We start from the raw sequence: 20,155 nt of genomic DNA, 5'->3' as shown, positions 1-20,155 counted from the left end.
GTGAGTATTACATACTAATGTCCTTACAAATAGCCTATTCTCGATTCATGACGATCACCGCCCTGCCGGAGCCCCGCACCCCCGATCCCCGGGACGCACCGAGCCTGCGTTGGGGCATCCTCGGCCCGGGCTGGATAGCCCACCGGTTCGTCGAGACACTGCAAGCGCGAACCGATCAGCGCGTGGTGGCGGTCGGATCTCGAGGCAAAGAGCGCGCCGAAGGCTTTGCCACGCGCTGGTCCGTGCCCGTCGCACACGGCAGTTACGAGGAGCTGTTCGATGACCCCGACGTCGACATCGTCTACATCGCCACCACCCACCCGAGCCACCGCGACAACGCCGTCGCAGCCCTGGATGCCGGCAAGCACGTGCTCGTCGAGAAGCCGCTCGCGGTGGACGCGGCCGGCGCCAGGGACATCGCGGCCGCCGCGGCGCGCAACAACCGGTTCGCCGGCGAGGCGATGTGGACGAAGTTCCTGCCCAAGTTCGACGTCATCCGACAACTACTGGACGACGGCGCACTCGGCGAGATCCTGACCGTGATCGCCGATCACGGCGAGTTCTTCACCCCCGATCACCGCATCTACGACGCCGGCCTGGCCGGAGGTCCACTGCTGGATCTCGGCACCTACACCATCGCGCTGGCACAATTCGTGTCCGATGGGTTCACAACCGTGCACGCGCAGGGCCAGGACGCGCTTCCGGGTTTGAACGGCCAGATCTCGGCCGTGCTGTCCGACGCAACGGGTAACCAGGCGTTGTTGCACACCACCATCCTGTCCGACACTCCCACGACGGCATCCATCATCGGCCGCGACGCGACCCTGCACCTCGACGGATCGTTCTACATGCCCGGTCCGTTCACGCTGACCCGGCACCGCGGCCACCCGACCGATCCGGGACGGGTGCTGCGATACGACGAGAAGCCCGGTGGCCACACCGATGGCCTGCACTACGCCGCGGTGGACGCGGCCCGCTCGATCGCGCAGGGCCGCACCGAATCGGCTATCCATCCGCTGCGTTACGCGATCTCGACGCTGGAGGTCGCCGACGAGATCCGTCGGCAACTCTCGACTCGCTAGGCCGGCAGGTTGTGCGGGGTGATGATCTGAATTGCCGATGACGCCTTCGGAATTGGTCCGGACAGCGCGCCGTGGTGCACCATGATCAGCCGGGCGACCTGGCGCATATCGGCGGCCAGGTCATGGTGCAGGACGGCGGTCAGCCGCCCGTCGGCCAACAGCTCACGGTTGGCCGGCGCCAGATCGTGCCCGATGAACGCTTCGCATATCCGTCCGGCGGCCGCGAAGGCCGATGCAATACCGGTGTTACCTCCGCCGATCGAATAGACCGCGACGACATCGGGATGAGCGGACAGAGCCGAGGCCACCAATGCCCGGCAGGTGTCATCGAGGCCGTCGGAGTTGGGAACGTCGACGATCCTGCGTCCTGGGTCGTAGTCCCCCAGCGCCGAGCGGAAGCCTCGCTCCCGCTCGCCCTCCCCGCGGAACAGTTCGCTGCTGGTGACCACCAGCACGGCACCGGGCCTGCCGCGCAGCGTCTGATGCATCAGGTAGGCAGCCGTCGCGCCGGCGGCCCGGTCGTCCATGCCGACGTGTGCGATGCGGGTGCTCGCCGGTATATCGGTCACCAGAGTGATCACCGGGACCCGCGCCGCCGTCAAGACTCCGATGGCACCGGCGACCTCGGGTACATCGGGCGCCTTCAGGACGACACCGTGACTCCCCTTACGCGCGATGGTATTCAGTCGGCTCACGAGATCCGTGATGTTCCAGTGCTCGTCGACGTGGAATCGGTAACGCAGCACGGCCGGTCCGAGGGCCGGCAGCTCACGCTCGAGGGCTCGCCGGACCAACGTGGAGAAGCGTTTGGGGGTGTCCATCACGACATCGACCATGAAGGCGCGCTCCGAGAGCCGCAGTTGGCTGCGCTGGCGCTCCAACTCGTCGACCGCGCGCTCGACCTGCTGCACCGTTCCCGCCCGCACCCCCGGGCGGCCGTTGAGCACACGGTCCACCGTCGCCTCGCTGACGCCGGCCTGCCGGGCGATCTCACGAATGGGAAACGGGTGGCGCATCGTGCATCGTTTCTGAGGTCGATTTGATGGGTTTGACCGGTTGTTCCGGTGCCGTCATCTTGTCATTCTCGAATCCATGACGACAACCATGACTGCCGGGACCGGCCGCATCTCCGAATCTGACTGCAACATCGATGATTTCGCTCAGCTCCTGGTGCAGGACACCGATCTGGCGGCCTACCCGTTCGCCGACGATACCCGCCGCGGGGTGCTGTTCTACTCCGCCGAGGCGATCCGCTCCCTGCGGGACCGGCGCGAGGAGATCGCCGACGAACTCGCCCGGGCGTTCCTGGACGGTCCCGGCATCGTCGTCGTCAAGGGCGCCTTCGGTGCCGAGCACGCGCTGGCCGAGACCACCGCACTGTTCACCCGGATCATCGCCGAGCAGCGGGCCTCCGGTGTGGTGGCCGGTGACCACTTCGCCAAGCCCGGCGCCAACGACCGGATCTGGAACGCGCTGCAGAAGCTCGCCCTGACCGCGCCGGAACTGTTCGTGCGCTACTACGCCAACGACATCCTGGCCCTGGTGTCCTACGCCTGGCTGGGCCCCATGTATCAGGTGACCTCGGCGATCAACGTGGTCAACCCGGGCGGGCAGGCCCAGAATCCGCACCGCGACTACCACCTGGGTTTCATGTCCACCGATACCGCAGCACGGTTCCGCAGGCACACCCATCGGTTGTCGCCGGTGCTGACGCTGCAGGGCGCGGTGGCTCACGTAGCCATGCCCTTGGAGTCCGGACCGACGATGTACCTGCCGTATTCGCAGCGCTACGAACCCGGGTACCTGGCGTTCAACCTGCCCGAGTTCCGCGCGTACTTCGACGCGCACCATGTGCAGTTGCCGCTGACGGCCGGCGATGCGGTCTTCTTCAATCCCGCTTTGTTCCACGCGGCCGGCACCAACTCCTCGACCGATATCGCGCGGATGGCGAATCTGTTGCAGGTGTCCTCGCCGTTCGGCCGGGCTCTTGACGCGGTGGACCGGGAGCGGATTGTCAACGCCATCTATCCGTCGCTGCAGATGCTCGACGCCGCTGCCCGTGAACACGTGATCGCCGCGGCCGCCGAGGGTTACGCGTTTCCCAGCAACCTGGATCTGGATCAGCCGATCTCGGGCCTGCACGGCGAGACGCAGGCCGAGTTGGTCCGCCGGGCTCTGTCGGCGGGTATGAGCTCGGGTGAGCTGGCCGCCGAGCTGGGTGCGCTCACCGCGCGTCACACCGCATGACTCAGCGGCGCACCGGGTCGGGGGCCACCCAGGACCCGGTGCGCACCGACTCGGTGATGGCTTCGATGATCTGTGCCGCCGCGACCGCATCCCAGATCGTCGCGCCGACCGGTGTAGCCGTTTCGATCGACTGCAGGAAGCGGTGCGCCTCGATGACCTTGAGTTCGTCGTAACCCATTGCCATGGCCGATCCCGGCTGGAACGCCGCATACTCACCGTCGCCGGGGCCGACGAACCGGGTGGTCACCGACTGGTCCTGGTACGAGGATCCGGTGCCGACACGCAATTCCCCGATCCGCCGAAAATCCCATGCGACGAATCCGGCGGTGCCGTGGATTTCGAAGCCGTAGGCATTCTGCTCCCCCACCGCGACCCGGCTCGCCTCGACACCGCACCGGGCGCCGGAGGCGAGTCGCAGTTGGGCGAACACATAGTCCTCGTTCTCGACGTCGCCGCGCGGGCCGCCGCTGGCCAGCTGATGACCGGCGGTAGCACCAGCAGGTTCGGGCCGCTGCCCGATGAACGTGGCGGTGTCGGCCACCACCGCATCGACCTCACCCAGCAGATGACGCACCAGATCGATTGCGTGCGAGGCCAAGTCACCGAGCACGCCGTTGCCTCCGCGATCACGCTGAAAACGCCAACTCAACGCACCGTCGGGGTGGGCGGCATAGTCGCTGAGGAAGTAGAAGCGGGCGTGCGTGACGTCTCCCAGCTTGCCGCCGGCGATCAGTTCCCGCGCGGCCGCGACGGCGGGTGCGTTGCGGTAATTGAAGCCAACCGCGGTCTGCACACCCTTGGCCTTTGCCGCTTCGGCCACCTCCAGGGCATCTGCGGCGTTGAGGCCCACGGGCTTCTCGATCCACAGGTGCTTGCCGGCATCGACGACGGTGGTGCCGATCTCGCGATGCAGGAAGTTCGGCGCGGTGACGCTGACGGCACGGATGCCGGGATCGTCGATGAGAGCCTTCCAGTCGGTGTACGCGGAGGCGGCGCCGAACTGCTGGGCGGCCTTCTCGGCCCGGCCCGGTGCGTCATCGGCGATCGCCACCAGCGCGGGTGCGGAGGCCTCCGGATAGTGGTGCCGCACCCGCGCATAGGCCTGCGCGTGCACGCGGCCCATCCATCCGAAGCCGATGACGCCGACGGGGGTGACGCTGTTCATGGCCGAAGACTAGCCACGACACCCGACATATGTCCATACGTTAAGACAAATGGCCACGGTCCGGCGGGCACGGCGGGTTGCCTAATCGGGCGGGCTCGCATAGGACAGTGTGGTGACCGAATCGCGAGCGCAGTCGCCGCCTGGTTTACCCCCGCAGATCTGGGAACAGGACTTCGAAGCCGTACTGCCCCGCCATCGCCACGATCTCTCCCGGGATCAAGTGCGCGCAGCACAGCTTGCGAGGGTCCGGGTGGCCACGGTGGAAGTAGTGGCCGAACGGGGTTACGCCGGCGCGAGTGTCCGCCAAATTTCTTCTCGCGCAGGCATTTCCACGAAGACATTCTATGAGCTCCATCCCGATAAAGAGGCCGCTTTCCTGGCGACCTACGTGGCCGTCGACATCGTGGTGGAGCGCATGCGGGTGGCGGCCGGTGCGGCGCAAACGGCCGCCGAGGTCGTCCACGCCGGGTTGACCGCCTACCTGGGCACGCTGGCAGCCCAGCCGGCCTTCACGCAGAGCCTGGTCATCGAGGCGGTCGCTTCCACCGATCGGATACGGGCGCGTCGGTCCCAGGGCCTGGCCGACTTCGCCGCCACGATGGTGGACAACCTGCGTCGCGTTCGCGGACCCGCCGGCCCGGACCCGGCACCGAACCCCACGGAGCGCGCGCTGATCATCGGCGCACTGGGTGGGGTCAACGAACTCGTCGTTCAGCATCTCGGGTCCGCACCGGCATCGACCCTGCTCGACGTGACACCGTTCGCCCAGGACCTGCTTGAGCGCGTGGTGCTGACCGCTGAAGAACGGCATTCCACCTCCGGGTAGCCATTCCCACCGGCCCGACGGGTTGGCCACCTCTCGCAACGGTGCTACCGTCGGCCCTATTGAGAAGACGGTCGTTTTCTCATTCAGACCGGAGCGACGGAGGAAGAATTCGATGACATCGGCCCGAGATATGGTCAACGCCGCCGAGGTATCGGTCGATCCCGAGACCGCCCGGCCCGCCGTCGCCTCGGCGGGCGAACCCGATGATCCGCTGGCCCCCGGCTCGTTCGGCCGATGGGTCGCCGGCCATCCGCTGGTGCTGCTCTACGCCAACGTCCCGGCGCTGATCATGCCGACGTTGCATCCGAAGATCGCTCATGTGCTCAGCGAGAAGGATCGTGCGCTGAACGGGACCGAGGAACTGCAGACTTTGCAGGCCGCGAGTCGCCGACTGTTCAGCACTTACGAGATGGTGATGGGCATCGTGTTCGCCGGCCCGGAAGCCGACGATGTCGCCCACGGTTTGCACGAATTGCACCGCCCGATTTCGGGCACCATGCCCGACGGTGCCTCTTACCATGCGTGGAACAAGGATGTCTGGAACTGGACATGGGGATCGATCCTGAAAGGCGGTTTGGACATCGCCGATGAATTCGGCCTGTTCCGTACCGCCGCCGAGCGTGAGCAGGGCTATCGCGGTCTGAACGAACTCGGACGGCGTTTCGGGGTGCGCCACCTGCCGGACACCTACGCCGGCTTCTTGAACTATTGGCAACCGATCGTCGACAACACCCTCGAGGTCAATCCGCAGGTCCGGTTCATCGTCGAACATGCGCTGCATCCACCCAAGCCGCGCGGCTGGGACCACGTCCCAGCACCGTTGTGGCGATTGCTCGCCCTGCCCATGACACGCACCCTGCGCGTCGGTGTGCTGGCAGGCGTCCCGCAGAAGTTTCACACCGACCTGGGCCTCCGCGTCTCGCTGATCGATCGCGCCGAACGCCGTATCCACGGCACCTTCTGGCGCTTTCTGCCCCGTCGTATCGTCGGCCGGTTCGGTCCGATCTACTTCGGGGTGCGCCGACGGTTCGGGCAGCCTGGCTGGCGAACGGTGTACTCGCGCAACACGTTGCAAGCCAATCGCGGCGCTGCGACTGCTGCGAGGTGATCGCCGGGTGCGGGGGCTGAGGTCACCAGGGGCCCGGACGGGCCTGCCTCCGCACCCGGCGACGTCATCGATCAGAGGATGTAGAGCATCTCCTGGTACGTCGGCAAGGGCCACAGATCGTCTGCCACCACGCCCTCCAGCGCATCGGCCGCCGCCCGGACCGCCTCCATCGCCGGCAGCAGGACCTCCTTGGCGTGTGTGGCCTCCGCTGTCGCCCCCTCCGCGTGATGGGACAACCCGTCCTTCAGCGTCGCCAGCGCGCCCGTCAGCTCACCGATCGGTTCCGAAACCATCTGCAACAGGGTCAGATCCGGGTCGATACCGGCGGTTTTGAGCGCGGCGACGTTCTGCGCCAGCTCGGTCTGGTAGCGCACCGCCGCGGGCAGGATGACGGTCGACCCGATCTCCAGCGCCAGCTTGGCCTCGACGGCGATGGTGAGCGCGTACTGCTCCATCCGTACCTCGTAGCGGCTGATCAGTTCCCGCTCGCTGAAGACGCCGTACTTCTCGAAGACCTCGATGGCCTCCGGCTTCACCAACTCCGGGATCGCGTCGAGGGTCGTCTTGAGGTTGGGCAGGCCCCGGGTGGCGGCTTCGATCTGCCAGTTCTCCGAGTAGCCGTCCCCGTTGAACACCACCGCGCCATGCTCGGTGATGATGTCGGTCAACAAGGTCTGGACCGCGGAGTCGAAATCCACCCCGGCCTCCACGGCGTTCTCCAACTCGGTGGCCATGTAGTCGAGCGAGTCGGCCATGATGGTGTTCAGGATGATCATCGGGACGTTGATGGTCTGCCCCGAGCCCGGGGCACGGAACTCGAACCTGTTGCCGGTGAACGCGAATGGGCTGGTCCGGTTGCGATCGCCCGGGTCGGTCGGCAGGTGCGGCAGCGTGTCGACGCCGATCATCATGGTGCCCTTGCCCTTCGACGATGTCGCAGCGCCCTTGGCGATCTGTTCGAAGACGTCGGCGAGCTGATCACCGAGGAAGATCGAGATGATCGCCGGCGGCGCCTCGTTGGCTCCGAGCCGGTGATCGTTGGTCGCCGAGGCGACCGAGACCCGCAGCAGCCCACCGAATTTGTGCACCGCGCGGATGACCGCGGCACAGAAGACCAGGAACTGCGCGTTCTCGTGCGGGGTGTCACCGGGCACCAACAGGCTGCCGAACTGCGCGTTACCCATCGAGAAGTTGACGTGTTTACCGGACCCGTTGACCCCGGCGAACGGCTTCTCGTGGAACAGGCATTCCATGCCGTGCTTCTTGGCGACGTTGCGGAAGATCGTCATCAACAGCTGCTGGTGGTCGGCGGCGATATTGGCCCGCTCGAACATCGGCGCGATCTCGAACTGGCCGGGCGCGACCTCGTTGTGCCGGGTCTTGGCGGGGATCCCGAGCTTGAACAGTTCCCGCTCGGTGTCCATCATGAAGCCGAGCACACGCTCGGGCACGGACCCGAAGTAGTGGTCGTCGAACTCCTGCCCCTTGGGCGGCTTGGCGCCGAACAGGGTGCGGCCCGCGTTCACCAGGTCGGGCCGGGCCAGGAAGAAGTGCCGGTCGATGAGGAAGTACTCCTGCTCGGGTCCGCAGAAAGAGACGATGTTGTCGAAGTCCTTGTGCCCGAACAGCTTCAGGATACGCTCGGCCTGCGCACCCATCGCCTGCTGGCTGCGCAGCAGCGGGGTCTTGAAGTCCAGCGCCTCCCCCGTCATCGACACGAAAACCGTAGGGATGCACAACGTGTTCCCGTTGGGGTTCTCCAGGATGTAGGCCGGGCTGGTCACGTCCCAGCCGGTGTATCCGCGCGCCTCGAAGGTGGTGCGCAGACCACCGGAGGGAAAGCTCGACGCATCGGGCTCACCCTGGATCAGTGTCTTGCCGGCGAACTCGGCCAGCGTCTGGCCGTCGGATACCGGCTCCAGAAAGCTGTCGTGCTTCTCGGCGGTCAGGCCCGTCATCGGGTAGAACACATGGGCGTAGTGCGTCGCCCCCTTGGACAGCGCCCAGTCCTTCATCGCCGAGGCGACCGAGTCGGCGATGGCCGGGTCGAGCGCTGCCCCCTTCTCGATGGTCGCGACGACCGACTTGTACACCGACTTGGGCAGCCGCAGCTGCATCTCGGCCTTGGTGAAGACGTTGCAGCCGAAGATCTCCCCGGGCGCCTCGGTCGGATCGAAACTGATCGCCGGCGGCACGTAGGCCTCGACGTTGTTGATGGCCTGCAGGCGCACCGCATTTCCGCTCAATGAAGTTCCTTTTCCTCGTGCTTGACCGGCCCACGGTAGGAACCTGCGATGCCGAATCTGTTACGCCGGAGTCAAGACCGCGAGTCGACCGGCCCGAGCTCGATCAATTGTCACTTTGACCTGTTCTGCCCCAGTGGCAACATATCGTCGCTATTTGTCGGACATAGCACGTATGTTCGAATCATGGACACGGGGGCGATGCGAGCGGTGACGGCGCTACGCGGCGCCTACCGGGCGTTCGCCGACTGCGATCTCGAGGCGCTCACCCGCGCGGAACTCCTGGCCGTGATGGACGAGTACGAAACCCTGACCTGTCAGCTTCCCGCTCAGACCCATCGGATGCTGGCCCGGTTGCAGGCCGACAACACACCGAAGGAACTGGGCGCCAAATCCTGGAATGAAGTGCTGCGTGCCCGCTGGCGACTGTCCACGGCGGACGCCGGGCGTCGCCTGGGAGAAGCGGTCGCCCTCGGGCCGCGCCGCACGCTCACAGGTGAAGCGCTGCCACCCACGCTGGCAGCCGTCGCTGCCGCGCAGGCCGCCGGGCTCATCAACGCCGATCACGTGAAGGTGCTGCGCGAGGCGATCAACAGCCTGCCGGGCTTCGTCGACGTGGCCGCCCGCCAGACGTTCGAAGTCGAGCTGGTGCGGCTCGCGGTCTCGGTCGGCCCCAAGGAGCTCAAGGACAGCGCGGAATTCCGGCTGTTCCTGCTGGATCAGGACGGGCCCGAGCCCGACGACGCCGAGCGGGAGCGTAAGCGCGGCGTCACCGTCGGGAAGCAGGGACGCGACGCCATGACGCCGATGACCGCCAATCTGAGTCCGGAGGCCTACGCGGTGTGGGAGGTGCTGTTCGCCAAGTTCGCCGCCCCGGGCATGTGCAATCCCGATGATGACGAGCCGTGTGTCTCGGGCACCCCGACCCAGGCACAGATCGACAACGACCACCGCACCCTGGCCCAGCGACAACACGACGCGATGCTCGTGGTCGGGCGGATGGCGTTGATGAGCGGGGACCTCGGTCAGCTCAACGGGTTACCGGTCTCGGTGATCATCCGCACCACGCTGCAGGATCTGGAGTCCCGGGCGGGGATCGGCGTCACCGGCGGTGGCACCAAGATCCCCATCAAGGACGTGATCCGGATGGCCGCGCACGCCAATCACCATCTGGCCGTGTTCGACAAGGCCACCGGATCGGCGCTGAATCACTTCCGGGCCCGCCGCACCGCAAGCCCCGGGCAGCGCATCATGCTGATCGCGCGGGACGGCGGCTGCACCAAACCGTGCTGCACCAAGGGCTTCTACTACTGCCAGGCGCACCACGCCAAGAAGGCCTTCGCCGACGGCGGCAACACCAATGTCGATGAACTGACCCTGGCCTGCGGCTGGGACAACCGGCTGGTGCACGACGACGGCGGCTACACCACGACGGTCAATGACCACTGCGTGGTCGAATGGCACCCGCCACCGGACCTCGACAACGGTCAGGCGCGGGTCAACTACTACCACCGCCCGGAATTGCTTGTGGACTCACTCGACGAGGGCGACACCGCCGAGTGCCTCGATGCTTCCATCGCTTCCGACGACGATGCGCAGGCCGACGCCGCCTACGAGTTCGATTTCAATACAGCCGGTTTCGACGATGGTTTCGAAGACGACTTCGACGTGTCCGCCGTGATCGCCGCGAACGCGGACATCCTGTGCTGGACCGAGCCGTGGGATCCGTGGCGGATCCCCGAAGTCGAATTCGGCGCCGCGAACGTACGGGGTCCGTAGCCACAGGTGCTGGGTCCCAGCCACGTGCCGGTTCCGTAGCGTCAGTGCGCCGCGGCAGCCGCCCATCCACCGTCGATGCGCGCCGCGAGGTCCAGGACCTCGGCCACCTCCACCAGCGCGGCCGACACGATGGACGACGGTGCGCGGTCGAGCACTACCAAACCGATCGCCGGCTGCGGTCCGTGTTGCACCATCGGTCGCGCGGTGAAGCCCGCCGGGACGCCCAGCTGCGGCAGCCACGCGGTGGACGCGATGGTCGCGCGCCGCGAATGCGCCAGGTGTGCGTAGAGCGCGTCCACCGAGTCCGCCTCGACGATGGGCCGGTACCGGACGCCCTCCACGGTCATGTTGGCGTCCAGGATGCGCCGATTGCGCATGGTGGGGGTCAGCACGCACAACTCGCGCGTCGCGGCATCCGCCCAGCTCACCTCCGGCTGCCCCATCAGCGGATCGTCGACGGGCGCCACCAGCACGTAGCACTCCCGGTACAGCTCGACCGAGCGCGTCCCCGGCGGCGCTTCGTCATCGAGATAGGTCAGCCCGGCGTCGATCTCGAAATCGGCCATACGACGGGCGATCTCCCGGGAGGACAACGCCTCGATGCGAACCGATGCGGCCGGGTTGCGTTTGAGGAATTCGGTGGTGATGAACGGGCTCGCCGGCACCGCGGTGGGGATCGCGCCGATGCGCGCGGTGGCGGTGAGCCGGCCCCGCATGCGTTCCAGGTCGGCCAGCATCTCATCGCGTTCGGCGATGATCCGCTGCGCCCACGTGACCACCCGGCGGCCCTCTTCGGTGAACCCCTCGAAGCGGTGCCCGCGCTGCACGATGACGATGCCCAGATCTTTCTCCAGACGCCGGATCGCCACCGACAGGGTCGGCTGGCTGACGTGACAACGCGCCGCCGCCCGCCCGAAGTGCCGTTCGGCGGCGAGCGCCAACAGGTAGTCCAGGTGCTGCAGGAGCATATCGCCGGCCATCAATAGATACCGTCTATCACTGCATGTGAAATGGCAAATACGAGCCGCCCGTCATCGGCACTTCGCATACCCCGCCGAGGGTTAGATTGGAACAATGAGCAGCGCCGATGTCGATGCCAGCTATGACGAGCACGATGTCGCCGTCACCGGTGCCAAGCAGGAGGCCGCCGGCGTCAAGGCGGTGATGGTCAGCCTGCGTCGTGGTCTCGCCGAGATGGGCGCGGTGCGCACGGCGGCCACCCTCGCCCGCCTCAACCAACGGCACGGGTTCGACTGTCCCGGCTGCGCCTGGCCGGAGGAGCACGGCGGCCGCAAGCTCGCCGAATTCTGCGAGAACGGTGCCAAGGCCGTCGCCGAGGAGGCGACGAAGCGCCGGGTCACCGCGGACTTCTTCGCCCGGCACTCGGTCGCCGAGCTGTCCGAGAAGCCCGAGTACTGGCTGTCCCAACAGGGCCGACTCACCCAACCGATGGTGCTGCAGCCCGGGGCCACCCACTACCAGCCCATCGAATGGGACGCGGCCTACCGGCTGATCGCCGACCACCTCAACGCGCTGTCCTCCCCCGACGAGGCACTGTTCTACACCTCGGGCCGTACCAGCAACGAGGCCGCATTCCTCTACCAGCTGCTGGTCCGCAGCTTCGGCACCAACAACCTGCCGGACTGTTCGAATATGTGCCACGAATCCTCGGGTACCGCCCTCATCGACTCCATCGGCATCGGCAAGGGATCGGTGACCGTCGACGATGTCATCCACGCCGACGTCATCGTCATCGCCGGCCAGAACCCGGGCACCAACCACCCCCGGATGCTGTCGACGCTGGAAAAGGCAAAGGCCAACGGCGCCACCGTCATCGCCATCAACCCGCTGCCCGAGGCCGGCCTGATCCGGTTCAAGGACCCGCAGAAGGTGCACGGGGTGGTCGGTCACGGTGTGCCGATCGCCGACGAATTCGTGCAGATCCGGATCGGCGGCGACATGGCGCTGTTCGCCGGACTGGGCCGGCTGCTGTTCGAGGCCGAGGACCGCGCCCCGGGCACCGTCGTGGACCGCGCCTTCGTCGAGGCACACTGCGCCGGGTTCGAGGACTACGAACGCCAGACCCGCGCGGTCGATCTGGATACCGTGCTGGAGGCGACCGGTATCGACGAGGGCCAGTTGCGGCGGGTTGCCGACGTCCTGATCCGTTCCGAGCGGACGGTCATCTGCTGGGCGATGGGCCTGACCCAGCAGCGGCACGCGGTGGCGACCATCGGCGAGGCCACCAACCTGCTGCTCATGCGCGGCATGATCGGCAAGCCGGGCGCCGGGGTGTGCCCGGTGCGCGGGCATTCCAACGTGCAGGGTGACCGCACCATGGGTGTCTGGGAGAAGGTCCCGGACTGGTTCCTGGACGCGCTGGATTCCCGCTTCGGCATCACCAGCCCCCGCAAGCACGGCCACGACACGGTCGACGCCATCCGCGCCATGCGCGACGGACACGCCAAGACCTTCATCGGGATGGGCGGCAACTTCGTCTCGGCCACCCCGGACACCGAGGTCACCGAGGCGGCGCTGCGCAATTGCGCACTCACCGTGCAGATTTCGACGAAGCTCAACCGCAGCCACCTGGTGCACGGCCGGACCGCGCTGATCCTGCCGACCCTGGGCCGCACCGACCGCGATGTCCAGGCCTCCGGCAAACAGCTGGTGTCCGTGGAGGATTCGATGTCCATGGTGCACCTATCCCGCGGCAGCCTGACCCCGGCCAGCGACGAGCTGCGCAGCGAGGTGGCCATCGTCTGCCAGCTGGCCCGGACCCTCCTCGGCCCGGAGCACCCGGTGGAATGGGAGGCCTTCAACGCCGACTACGACCTGATCCGCGATGCCATCGCCGATGTGGTGCCGGGCTGTGCCGACTACAACACCCGGGTCCGGCAGCCGGACGGGTTCCAGCTGCCACACCCGCCGCGCGACTCCCGCGAATTCCACACCAGCACCGGCAAGGCCAACTTCTCGCTGTACCCGCTGGAATGGGTGCCGGTGCCCGAGGGCCGGCTCATCCTGCAGACGATGCGCAGCCACGACCAGTACAACACCACGATCTACGGGCTCGACGACCGTTACCGCGGGGTCAAGGGTGGACGCCGGGTGGTCTTCGTCAACCCCGGCGACATCGCCGGCCTGGGATTCAACGACGGGGACCGGGTGGATCTGGTGTCGGAATTCACCGACAGCGAAGGACGCGTCCAGGAGCGTCGCGCCGCCGACTTCCGCCTGGTGGCCTACTCCACCCCCGTCGGCAACGCCGCGGCCTACTATCCGGAGACCAACCCGCTGGTGCCGTTGGATCATGTTGCGGCACGGTCGAACACGCCGGTCTCGAAGGCAGTCGTGGTGAGACTGGAACGAAGCCGGGGCGATGGGTAGGGTGACCGCGCGCCGCCGCGTGCAGCATGTGACCGCCGACATAGCGGTCGCCCGGCCGGAGACGCTCGCCGTCGAGGAACCACTGGAAATCCGCGTCAACGGTAAACCGCTGACCGTGACGATGCGCACCCCGGGCTCCGATGTCGAACTGGCCCAAGGGTTTCTGCTCACCGAGGGTCTGGTGTCCCGGCGTGAGGACATCGCCGCGGTGCAGTACTGCAGCGGTGCGGGGCCTGACGGCCTCAACACCTACAACGTGCTGGACGTGACCCTGGCCAACGGTGTCACGCCGCCGGACGTGGACATGACCCGCAACTTCTACATGACATCCTCGTGCGGGGTGTGCGGCAAGGCCTCCCTCGATGCGGTGCAGACCATCAGCAAACACGCGCCCGGCGACGATCCCGTCGTCGTCGACGCCGGCACACTGTCCGCGCTGCCCGACAAACTGCGCGACCGGCAGAAGCTGTTCGCGGCCACCGGCGGACTGCACGGTGCCGCCCTGTTCGACGCGCAGGGCACCGCCCTGGTGGTACGTGAGGACATCGGCAGGCACAACGCCGTGGACAAGGTGATCGGCTGGGCGCTGGAATCCGGGCGGGTGCCGCTGGGCGGCACCATCCTGCTGGTCAGTGGCCGGGCCTCGTTCGAGCTGACCCAGAAGGCGGTGATGGCCGGGATCCCGGTGCTGGCCGCGGTATCCGCCCCGTCCTCGCTGGCCGTCGACCTGGCTGCCCAGTCCGGGCTGACCCTGGTGGCCTTCCTGCGCGGCACGTCGATGAACGTCTACACCCGGCCCGATCGAATCGCGCGGGACTGACGTCCTCACAGCCGCGAGCCCGCGGTCTCGGGCAGCGCGAAGGTGCTGGCGAGACTCACCGACGCCAACGCGCCCATCATCACCGCCAGCGCCCACCCGCCGAAGGAGTTCAACAGCATCGGCGAGATCACCGGGGGCACAGCACCGCCCACCACCGCACCGAGGGTGTGTGACAGCGCGGCTCCCGAGTAACGGTGCTGCGGCGCGAAGATCTCCGGCAGGAACGCCGCCATCGGTCCCATGCACACCCCGATGAGCGCGTAGGTGGCCACGATGGCGACACCGAACACCGCCTGACTTCCCGTCTGCACCAACGGGAAGAGCACGAACGACCACGGCACCGCCACGGCGAACCCGATCGAAAGGACACGCCTGCGACCGTAGGTGTCGCTCAGGATGGCCGAGGCCAGGACGAACAGCAGCTGGATCAGACCGCCGAACACCCCCGTCAGCAGCACGAAGTTCATCGAGAAGTTCAGATGATCGGTGGCGTAATGGGTGAAGAAGGTGGTGGCCTGGAACACCAGCATCGGTGCACACACCGCGACCCCGGCGGCCAGCAGCAGTTGACGGCCCTGCCGCCGCACCAACGCAGCGATCGGGGTGGCCGGGTCGGTGGGCGGTTCGTCGAACACCGGTGACTCGTCGACCCGCAACCGGATGTAGAGCGCGGTCGCGATCAGGACCGCCGACAGCAGGAACGGGATGCGCCAGCCCCACTGCAGGAACGCCTCGCTGTCCGCGCCGAAGCCGAAGTGGACCACCAGGAACACCAGGTTCGCCAGCACCACCGCGGTGCCGAGCCCGAGTTGGGTGAACATGCCGAAGTAGCCGCGCCGGTGCGCGGGTGCGTTCTCCGCGCTGAGCAATACGGCGCCGGCCCACTCGCCGCCGACGGCGAAGCCCTGGATCAGCCGCAGTGCGATGAGCAGGAGCGGCGCGACGATGCCGATCGACGCGGTGCTCGGGATCAGGCCGACGCCGACGGTGGCAGCACCCATCAGCAGCAGCGTCACCACCAGGGTCTGCTTGCGCCCGATCCGATCGCCGAAGTGACCGAACACCGCCGCACCCACCGGGCGCGCCAGGAACGCGGCGGCGAAAGCGCCCAGGGCGGCGGTGGTGGCCATCACGTGGCCCAGTTCGGGGAAGAACACCGTCGGGAACACCAACGCGGCCGCCGTGCCGTAGATGAAGAAGTCGTAGAACTCGATGGCAGAGCCGACGTAGGACGCCATCGAGATCCGACGCAACGACGAGGATTCGGGGGCGGCCACCGCAACTGAAGTCATACCGGTGATCTTGTCCGTTCCGAGCGCGCCGGGCATCGGCCGATCGACCGTAAGAGCGGAGGAGACCCGTCGTCCCCCGATCGGTGGAGGTGCTGCCGCGCCGACCCCGACAATGCGTTCAGGGTCGTGATCCCGAAGGAATCACGACCCTGAATGCGGTCTCGGCGGGGCCGAGCTCAGGCGGTCTTCTCGCGGCGCTCGTTGCGCGGCGGCTTGCGCGGGACGATCGTCGGAAGCACATTGTCCTGCACGGTCTCCTTGGTGACGACGACCTTGGCGACGTCGTCACGGCTCGGGATGTCGTACATCGCCGGCTGCAGGACTTCTTCCATGATCGCGCGCAGGCCGCGGGCACCGGTGCCGCGGTGGATGGCCTGATCGGCGATCGCGTCCAGCGCCTCCGGGGTCATCTCCAGCTCGACGCCGTCCATCTCGAACAACCGGGTGTACTGCTTGACCAGGGCGTTCTTCGGCTGGGACAGGATCTGGACCAGGGACTGCTTATCCAGATTGGTGACCGAGGCGACGACCGGCAGCCGGCCGATGAACTCGGGGATAAGACCGAACTTGATCAGATCCTCGGGCATGACCTCGGCGAAGTGGTCCTGGGTGTCGATATCGGCCTTGGAGTGCACCTCGGCGCCGAAGCCCAGGCCGCGCTTGCCGACGCGGTCGGAGACGATCTTCTCCAGCCCGGCGAACGCACCGGCCACGATGAACAGGACGTTCGTGGTGTCGATCTGGATGAACTCCTGGTGCGGGTGCTTGCGGCCGCCCTGCGGGGGGACCGATGCCTGGGTTCCCTCAAGGATCTTCAGCAGGGCCTGCTGCACGCCCTCGCCGGAAACGTCCCGGGTGATCGAGGGGTTCTCGCTCTTGCGGGCGATCTTGTCGACCTCGTCGATGTAGATGATGCCGGTCTCGGCACGCTTCACGTCGTAGTCGGCGGCCTGGATCAGCTTCAGCAGGATGTTCTCGACGTCCTCACCGACGTAGCCGGCCTCGGTCAACGCGGTGGCGTCGGCGATCGCGAACGGGACGTTGAGCATCTTCGCCAGCGTCTGCGCCAGGTAGGTCTTGCCGCAACCGGTCGGACCGAGCATCAGGATGTTGGACTTTGCCAGCTCGACCGGCTCGGCCCGTGAATCCCGGCTCTTCTCCTGGGCCTGGATGCGCTTGTAGTGGTTGTAGACGGCGACCGCGAGTGTCTTCTTCGCGGTGTCCTGCCCGATCACGTAGCCCTCGAGGAACTCCCGGATCTCGGCGGGCTTGGGGAGCTCGTCCAGCTTGACGTCATCGGCGTCAGCCAGCTCCTCTTCGATGATCTCGTTGCACAGATCGATGCACTCGTCGCAGATGTAGACCCCCGGCCCCGCGATGAGCTTCTTGACTTGCTTCTGGCTCTTTCCACAGAACGAGCACTTCAGCAGGTCACCGCCGTCTCCGATGCGCGCCATGTGGGGGGGTCCTACTTCCTGTTCGCAGTCACTCTTTGTGGGTTGCCCCGGGTGTAATCCCGACGCTACCCGTTCGCTCCGTCACGGTGCGACCGAAGGGCCGAATCGCGTCGGTGGTATTTGTTCGCGTGCAGGAGAACATATCTCTCCTCATCGCTTGCCACCGGGCGGCACGCGGGCCGTGTCCCTGGCGTGTCGCTACCGTGACGCGATCGCGGTGGTCGGAACCTGGCCGAACGTGTTGTCCAGCAGTTCCCCACAGTACCGCGCCGTCCGCGTCGGTGACGGCGCCGTTTATCGAGTTGGCCCGATCCGCCCGCAGAAATGTGGGGCAACTGCCCCATGTGCGCGCGGATACCGGAGAGCAGCGTGAGTCACATGACATACACACCTCTGCAGGCCGCCACCGCGGTCCTCGATCATCCGGTCCTCCCGCACGGCGACGACGAACGTTTCGTCGGCTTCGGCGTGATGGGCTTCCCCTTTGCCAGTGGCCACTACCTCGCCCTGCGGTATTTCCCCGCGACAACGTTCTCCCCCGGCTACCGCTCGGTGTGGCATCGCGACCCGCACGGCGTCTGGACCTTCTATGCCACCACCCCCGGCCAGCAGAGCTGCGCCCGGTACTTCAGCGCCGCGACGCCGCAGGACGCGGTCCAGTGCGGAATCGACGTCGCCTGGGTGAACCCGTGGACGTTGTTCGTCTCGATCGACGGGCTGCTGGAGTGGACCGTCGACATCCGCGCCACGGCGATGACGCGGTTGGTCAGCGCGCTCGGCCGGGCCCTACCGGAACGGGCCTGGACCGACAAGACCGCCCTGCGGGTGATCAGCAGCACCGCCGGCACCATGCTGCGGGCCGGCACCATCCAGCTGGCCGGCACCGCCCCGAACGGTCAGCGCTTCATGATCGCCCCGCGCCAGGTCTGGCTGGCCTCCGGGCGGGCCACGCTGGACGGCGTCGATCTCGGGGTGCCCGGACCGCTGGGCGAGCAGGCCGAACTCGGCGACTTCCGTCCGCCGCAACGCGGCATCTTCGTGGTCGGATCGGGGCACTTCGACGTCTACGACCCGACCCGTCACGCGGCTGCCGAACGAACCCGGCCACTGCCCGGCACCGAGGCATAATCAGCCGATGGGCCCCACGCCGGCCGACACCCCGACCCGCGCCGAAATGCTCGCGGCGCTGTCGGTGGCCGTCGATCTGGGCCTGGGCCAGCCCGGTGAACACATGCTGCGGTCCGCGCTGATCGCCACCAGGCTGGCCGACCGGCTGGGGCTGACCGGCCCGCAGCGGGACGCCGTCTACTACACGACGCTGATCATGTGGATCGGCTGTCACGCCGATTCCCATGAGTACGCGCGTTGGTTCGGTGACGACATCGCCGTCCGCCACGACACCTATCTGTCCGAGGCGGCCGGCCTGCCGTTCCTGCGGTTCCTGGTGAGCAATATCGCCCGGGGTGAACCGCTGGGCCGCCGGCTCAACGTGATGACCACCCTGTTCGTCGACGCGCGCGGCCACCTGTCCCGAATGATCCACTCGCACTGCACCTCTGCGGCACTGCTGGCCGACCGGATGGGGCTCGGCCCCGAGGTGCAGGCCGCGCTGGGATTCGCCTTCGAACGGTTTGACGGCGGCGGCATGCCGACCGGGGCACGCGGCGAGACCATCCCGATCCAGATGCGAATCGCCCAGCTGGCGGATCTGGTGGAGGTGCACCACCGCACCCGCGGGGTGACCGCCGCGGTGGCGTTGGCCGCCGCCCGCCGCGGCGGGCAGTTCGATCCGCAGGTGGTCGACGTCTTCGTCCGGGACGCGGACGCGATCCTGGCCGGACCCGCTGCCGGGGACGTGTGGGCGGCCGCACTGCATGAGGCACCGGACCGCCACGTGCCGCTCGATGATCAGGGACTGGACACCCTGCTGGTCGCACTGGGTGACTTTGTGGACCTCAAATGCCCCTTCACCCTTGGTCATTCGCGCGCGGTGGCGCAACTGGCCGGCGATGCGGCCGTGACGGCGGGGCTGGACGCCGACGCCGTGGCCCTGACTCGTCGTGCCGGCCATGTGCACGACCTCGGCCGGATCGGGGTGTCCAACCAGATCTGGTCCAAGGCCGGGCCGTTGACCGCCGGTGAGTTCGAGCGGGTGCGGCTACACCCGTACCTGACGGTGCGCATCCTCAGTCAGGTCCCCGGGTTGGGTTCGGTGGCCCAGTTGGCCGGCAACCATCACGAATGCCTGAACGGCTCCGGCTATCCGCGAGGCCTGCCCGGCTCGGCACTCGGCCTCCCCGACCGTATTCTGGCCGCCGCGGTCAGCTACCAATCTGCCTGTGAACCAAGGCCTTACCGGTCCGAGCAGACTCCGGAGTCGGCGATGCGTCGACTTCGCAGCCGAGTGGCGGCCGGTGAACTCGATGCGGCCGCAGTGGAGTCCGTTCTACACGCCGCCGGGCATCGCACCCGCCGCGCCGGGGTCCGGCCGGACGGGCTGACACCGCGCGAGGTGGACGTCCTGCGGATGGTCGCCCGCGGGATGTCGAACAAGGAGATCGCCGAGACGCTGGTGATCAGCGCGAAGACCGCGCGCAACCATGTCGAGCGCACCTACGCAAAGATCGGCGCCTGCAACCGGATCGGAGCGAGCATGTACGCGCTGAAGCACGGTCTGGTCGAATCGATCTAGCGTTTTGTTCTGGGGCAAACGCCCCATGTGCCCCGGCGCTCGGGAGTAGACGAT

General features: G+C 67.2%; 15 protein-coding genes. 9 read left to right on the top strand and 6 right to left on the bottom strand.

The window, feature by feature from the left end; translation table 11 throughout:
* Positions 1-47 precede the first annotated feature (47 nt).
* Positions 48-1,082 (top strand): Gfo/Idh/MocA family protein, encoded by a 1,035-nt coding sequence (locus V4U86_RS08715; protein ID WP_395310855.1) that lies wholly within the window; start codon positions 48-50, stop codon positions 1,080-1,082.
* On the opposite strand, the gene V4U86_RS08710 is transcribed toward V4U86_RS08715, so the two are convergent.
* The gene (locus tag V4U86_RS08710; RefSeq protein WP_395310854.1) at positions 1,079-2,098 is read right to left on the bottom strand and encodes a LacI family DNA-binding transcriptional regulator; all 1,020 of its coding nucleotides are present in this window, start codon (positions 2,096-2,098) and stop codon (positions 1,079-1,081) included. The two genes, V4U86_RS08715 and V4U86_RS08710, sit on opposite strands and share 4 nt — an antisense overlap.
* 76 nt (positions 2,099-2,174) lie before the next feature.
* On the opposite strand from V4U86_RS08710, the gene V4U86_RS08705 reads away from it, so the two are divergent.
* Positions 2,175-3,329 carry a phytanoyl-CoA dioxygenase family protein gene (locus tag V4U86_RS08705; RefSeq protein ID WP_395310853.1) on the top strand — a complete coding sequence of 385 codons (1,155 nt, stop codon included), beginning with the start codon at positions 2,175-2,177 and terminating at the stop codon, positions 3,327-3,329.
* Position 3,330: 1 nt separating this feature from the next.
* On the opposite strand, the gene V4U86_RS08700 is transcribed toward V4U86_RS08705, so the two are convergent.
* Positions 3,331-4,494 carry a Gfo/Idh/MocA family protein gene (locus V4U86_RS08700; protein WP_395310852.1) on the bottom strand — a complete coding sequence of 388 codons (1,164 nt, stop codon included), beginning with the start codon at positions 4,492-4,494 and terminating at the stop codon, positions 3,331-3,333.
* A gap of 112 nt (positions 4,495-4,606) precedes the next feature.
* On the opposite strand from V4U86_RS08700, the gene V4U86_RS08695 reads away from it, so the two are divergent.
* Positions 4,607-5,320 (top strand): TetR/AcrR family transcriptional regulator, encoded by a 714-nt coding sequence (locus V4U86_RS08695; RefSeq protein WP_395310851.1) that lies wholly within the window; start codon positions 4,607-4,609, stop codon positions 5,318-5,320.
* A 112-nt stretch (positions 5,321-5,432) separates the two neighbouring features.
* Positions 5,433-6,428, top strand: coding sequence for an oxygenase MpaB family protein (locus tag V4U86_RS08690; RefSeq protein WP_395310850.1), 996 nt, complete (start codon positions 5,433-5,435; stop codon positions 6,426-6,428).
* A gap of 71 nt (positions 6,429-6,499) precedes the next feature.
* Here the strand turns inward: V4U86_RS08690 and V4U86_RS08685 are convergent, their stop codons facing one another.
* Positions 6,500-8,674, bottom strand: coding sequence for a glutamine synthetase III (locus V4U86_RS08685; RefSeq protein WP_395310849.1), 2,175 nt, complete (start codon positions 8,672-8,674; stop codon positions 6,500-6,502).
* A gap of 183 nt (positions 8,675-8,857) precedes the next feature.
* Here V4U86_RS08685 and V4U86_RS08680 point away from each other — a divergent pair, with 183 nt between their 5' ends.
* The gene (locus tag V4U86_RS08680) at positions 8,858-10,450 is read left to right on the top strand and encodes an HNH endonuclease signature motif containing protein (RefSeq protein ID WP_395310848.1); all 1,593 of its coding nucleotides are present in this window, start codon (positions 8,858-8,860) and stop codon (positions 10,448-10,450) included.
* Positions 10,451-10,491: 41 nt separating this feature from the next.
* On the opposite strand, the gene V4U86_RS08675 is transcribed toward V4U86_RS08680, so the two are convergent.
* Positions 10,492-11,430, bottom strand: coding sequence for a LysR family transcriptional regulator (locus V4U86_RS08675; RefSeq protein WP_395310847.1), 939 nt, complete (start codon positions 11,428-11,430; stop codon positions 10,492-10,494).
* A gap of 94 nt (positions 11,431-11,524) precedes the next feature.
* Between V4U86_RS08675 and V4U86_RS08670 the strand changes: the two genes are divergently transcribed.
* A complete protein-coding gene (locus V4U86_RS08670; RefSeq protein WP_395310846.1) occupies positions 11,525-13,840 on the top strand; it encodes an FdhF/YdeP family oxidoreductase in 2,316 nt (771 codons plus the stop codon).
* On the top strand, positions 13,833-14,660 hold the full coding sequence (fdhD, locus tag V4U86_RS08665; protein ID WP_395310845.1) for a formate dehydrogenase accessory sulfurtransferase FdhD: 828 nt from the start codon (positions 13,833-13,835) through the stop codon (positions 14,658-14,660). The genes V4U86_RS08670 and fdhD overlap by 8 nt, the downstream gene beginning before the upstream one ends.
* A gap of 5 nt (positions 14,661-14,665) precedes the next feature.
* Here the strand turns inward: fdhD and V4U86_RS08660 are convergent, their stop codons facing one another.
* Both V4U86_RS08660 and clpX read right to left on the bottom strand, forming a co-directional pair.
* The gene (locus V4U86_RS08660) at positions 14,666-15,952 is read right to left on the bottom strand and encodes an MFS transporter (protein WP_395310844.1); all 1,287 of its coding nucleotides are present in this window, start codon (positions 15,950-15,952) and stop codon (positions 14,666-14,668) included.
* 176 nt (positions 15,953-16,128) lie between these two features.
* Complete coding sequence (gene clpX / locus V4U86_RS08655; RefSeq protein WP_395310843.1) at positions 16,129-17,409, bottom strand: ATP-dependent Clp protease ATP-binding subunit ClpX; 1,281 nt, start codon at positions 17,407-17,409, stop codon at positions 16,129-16,131.
* Positions 17,410-17,787: 378 nt separating this feature from the next.
* Here clpX and V4U86_RS08650 point away from each other — a divergent pair, with 378 nt between their 5' ends.
* Together V4U86_RS08650 and V4U86_RS08645 are read left to right on the top strand one after the other, a co-directional pair.
* Positions 17,788-18,537 (top strand): hypothetical protein, encoded by a 750-nt coding sequence (locus V4U86_RS08650; protein WP_395310842.1) that lies wholly within the window; start codon positions 17,788-17,790, stop codon positions 18,535-18,537.
* Positions 18,538-18,544: 7 nt separating this feature from the next.
* Positions 18,545-20,101 carry an HD domain-containing phosphohydrolase gene (locus V4U86_RS08645; protein WP_395310841.1) on the top strand — a complete coding sequence of 519 codons (1,557 nt, stop codon included), beginning with the start codon at positions 18,545-18,547 and terminating at the stop codon, positions 20,099-20,101.
* Positions 20,102-20,155: the final 54 nt, after the last annotated feature.

Source organism: Mycobacterium sp. AMU20-3851 (assembly GCF_043974665.1).
Classification (GTDB): domain Bacteria; phylum Actinomycetota; class Actinomycetes; order Mycobacteriales; family Mycobacteriaceae; genus Mycobacterium.
This window is presented reverse-complemented; position numbering and strand designations above follow the sequence as displayed.

Excerpts from the sequence above, each read along its gene's own strand:
- V4U86_RS08715 (WP_395310855.1), top strand. The coding sequence starts at position 48 with ATGACGATCACCGCCCTGCCGGAGCCCCGCACCCCCGATCCCCGGGAC.
- V4U86_RS08710 (WP_395310854.1), bottom strand. The coding sequence starts at position 2,098 with ATGCGCCACCCGTTTCCCATTCGTGAGATCGCCCGGCAGGCCGGCGTC.
- V4U86_RS08705 (WP_395310853.1), top strand. The coding sequence starts at position 2,175 with ATGACGACAACCATGACTGCCGGGACCGGCCGCATCTCCGAATCTGAC.
- V4U86_RS08700 (WP_395310852.1), bottom strand. The coding sequence starts at position 4,494 with ATGAACAGCGTCACCCCCGTCGGCGTCATCGGCTTCGGATGGATGGGC.
- V4U86_RS08690 (WP_395310850.1), top strand. The coding sequence starts at position 5,433 with ATGACATCGGCCCGAGATATGGTCAACGCCGCCGAGGTATCGGTCGAT.
- V4U86_RS08680 (WP_395310848.1), top strand. The coding sequence starts at position 8,858 with ATGGACACGGGGGCGATGCGAGCGGTGACGGCGCTACGCGGCGCCTAC.
- V4U86_RS08675 (WP_395310847.1), bottom strand. The coding sequence starts at position 11,430 with ATGGCCGGCGATATGCTCCTGCAGCACCTGGACTACCTGTTGGCGCTC.
- V4U86_RS08670 (WP_395310846.1), top strand. The coding sequence starts at position 11,525 with ATGAGCAGCGCCGATGTCGATGCCAGCTATGACGAGCACGATGTCGCC.
- fdhD (WP_395310845.1), top strand. The coding sequence starts at position 13,833 with ATGGGTAGGGTGACCGCGCGCCGCCGCGTGCAGCATGTGACCGCCGAC.
- V4U86_RS08660 (WP_395310844.1), bottom strand. The coding sequence starts at position 15,952 with ATGACTTCAGTTGCGGTGGCCGCCCCCGAATCCTCGTCGTTGCGTCGG.
- clpX (WP_395310843.1), bottom strand. The coding sequence starts at position 17,409 with ATGGCGCGCATCGGAGACGGCGGTGACCTGCTGAAGTGCTCGTTCTGT.
- V4U86_RS08650 (WP_395310842.1), top strand. The coding sequence starts at position 17,788 with ATGACATACACACCTCTGCAGGCCGCCACCGCGGTCCTCGATCATCCG.
- V4U86_RS08645 (WP_395310841.1), top strand. The coding sequence starts at position 18,545 with ATGGGCCCCACGCCGGCCGACACCCCGACCCGCGCCGAAATGCTCGCG.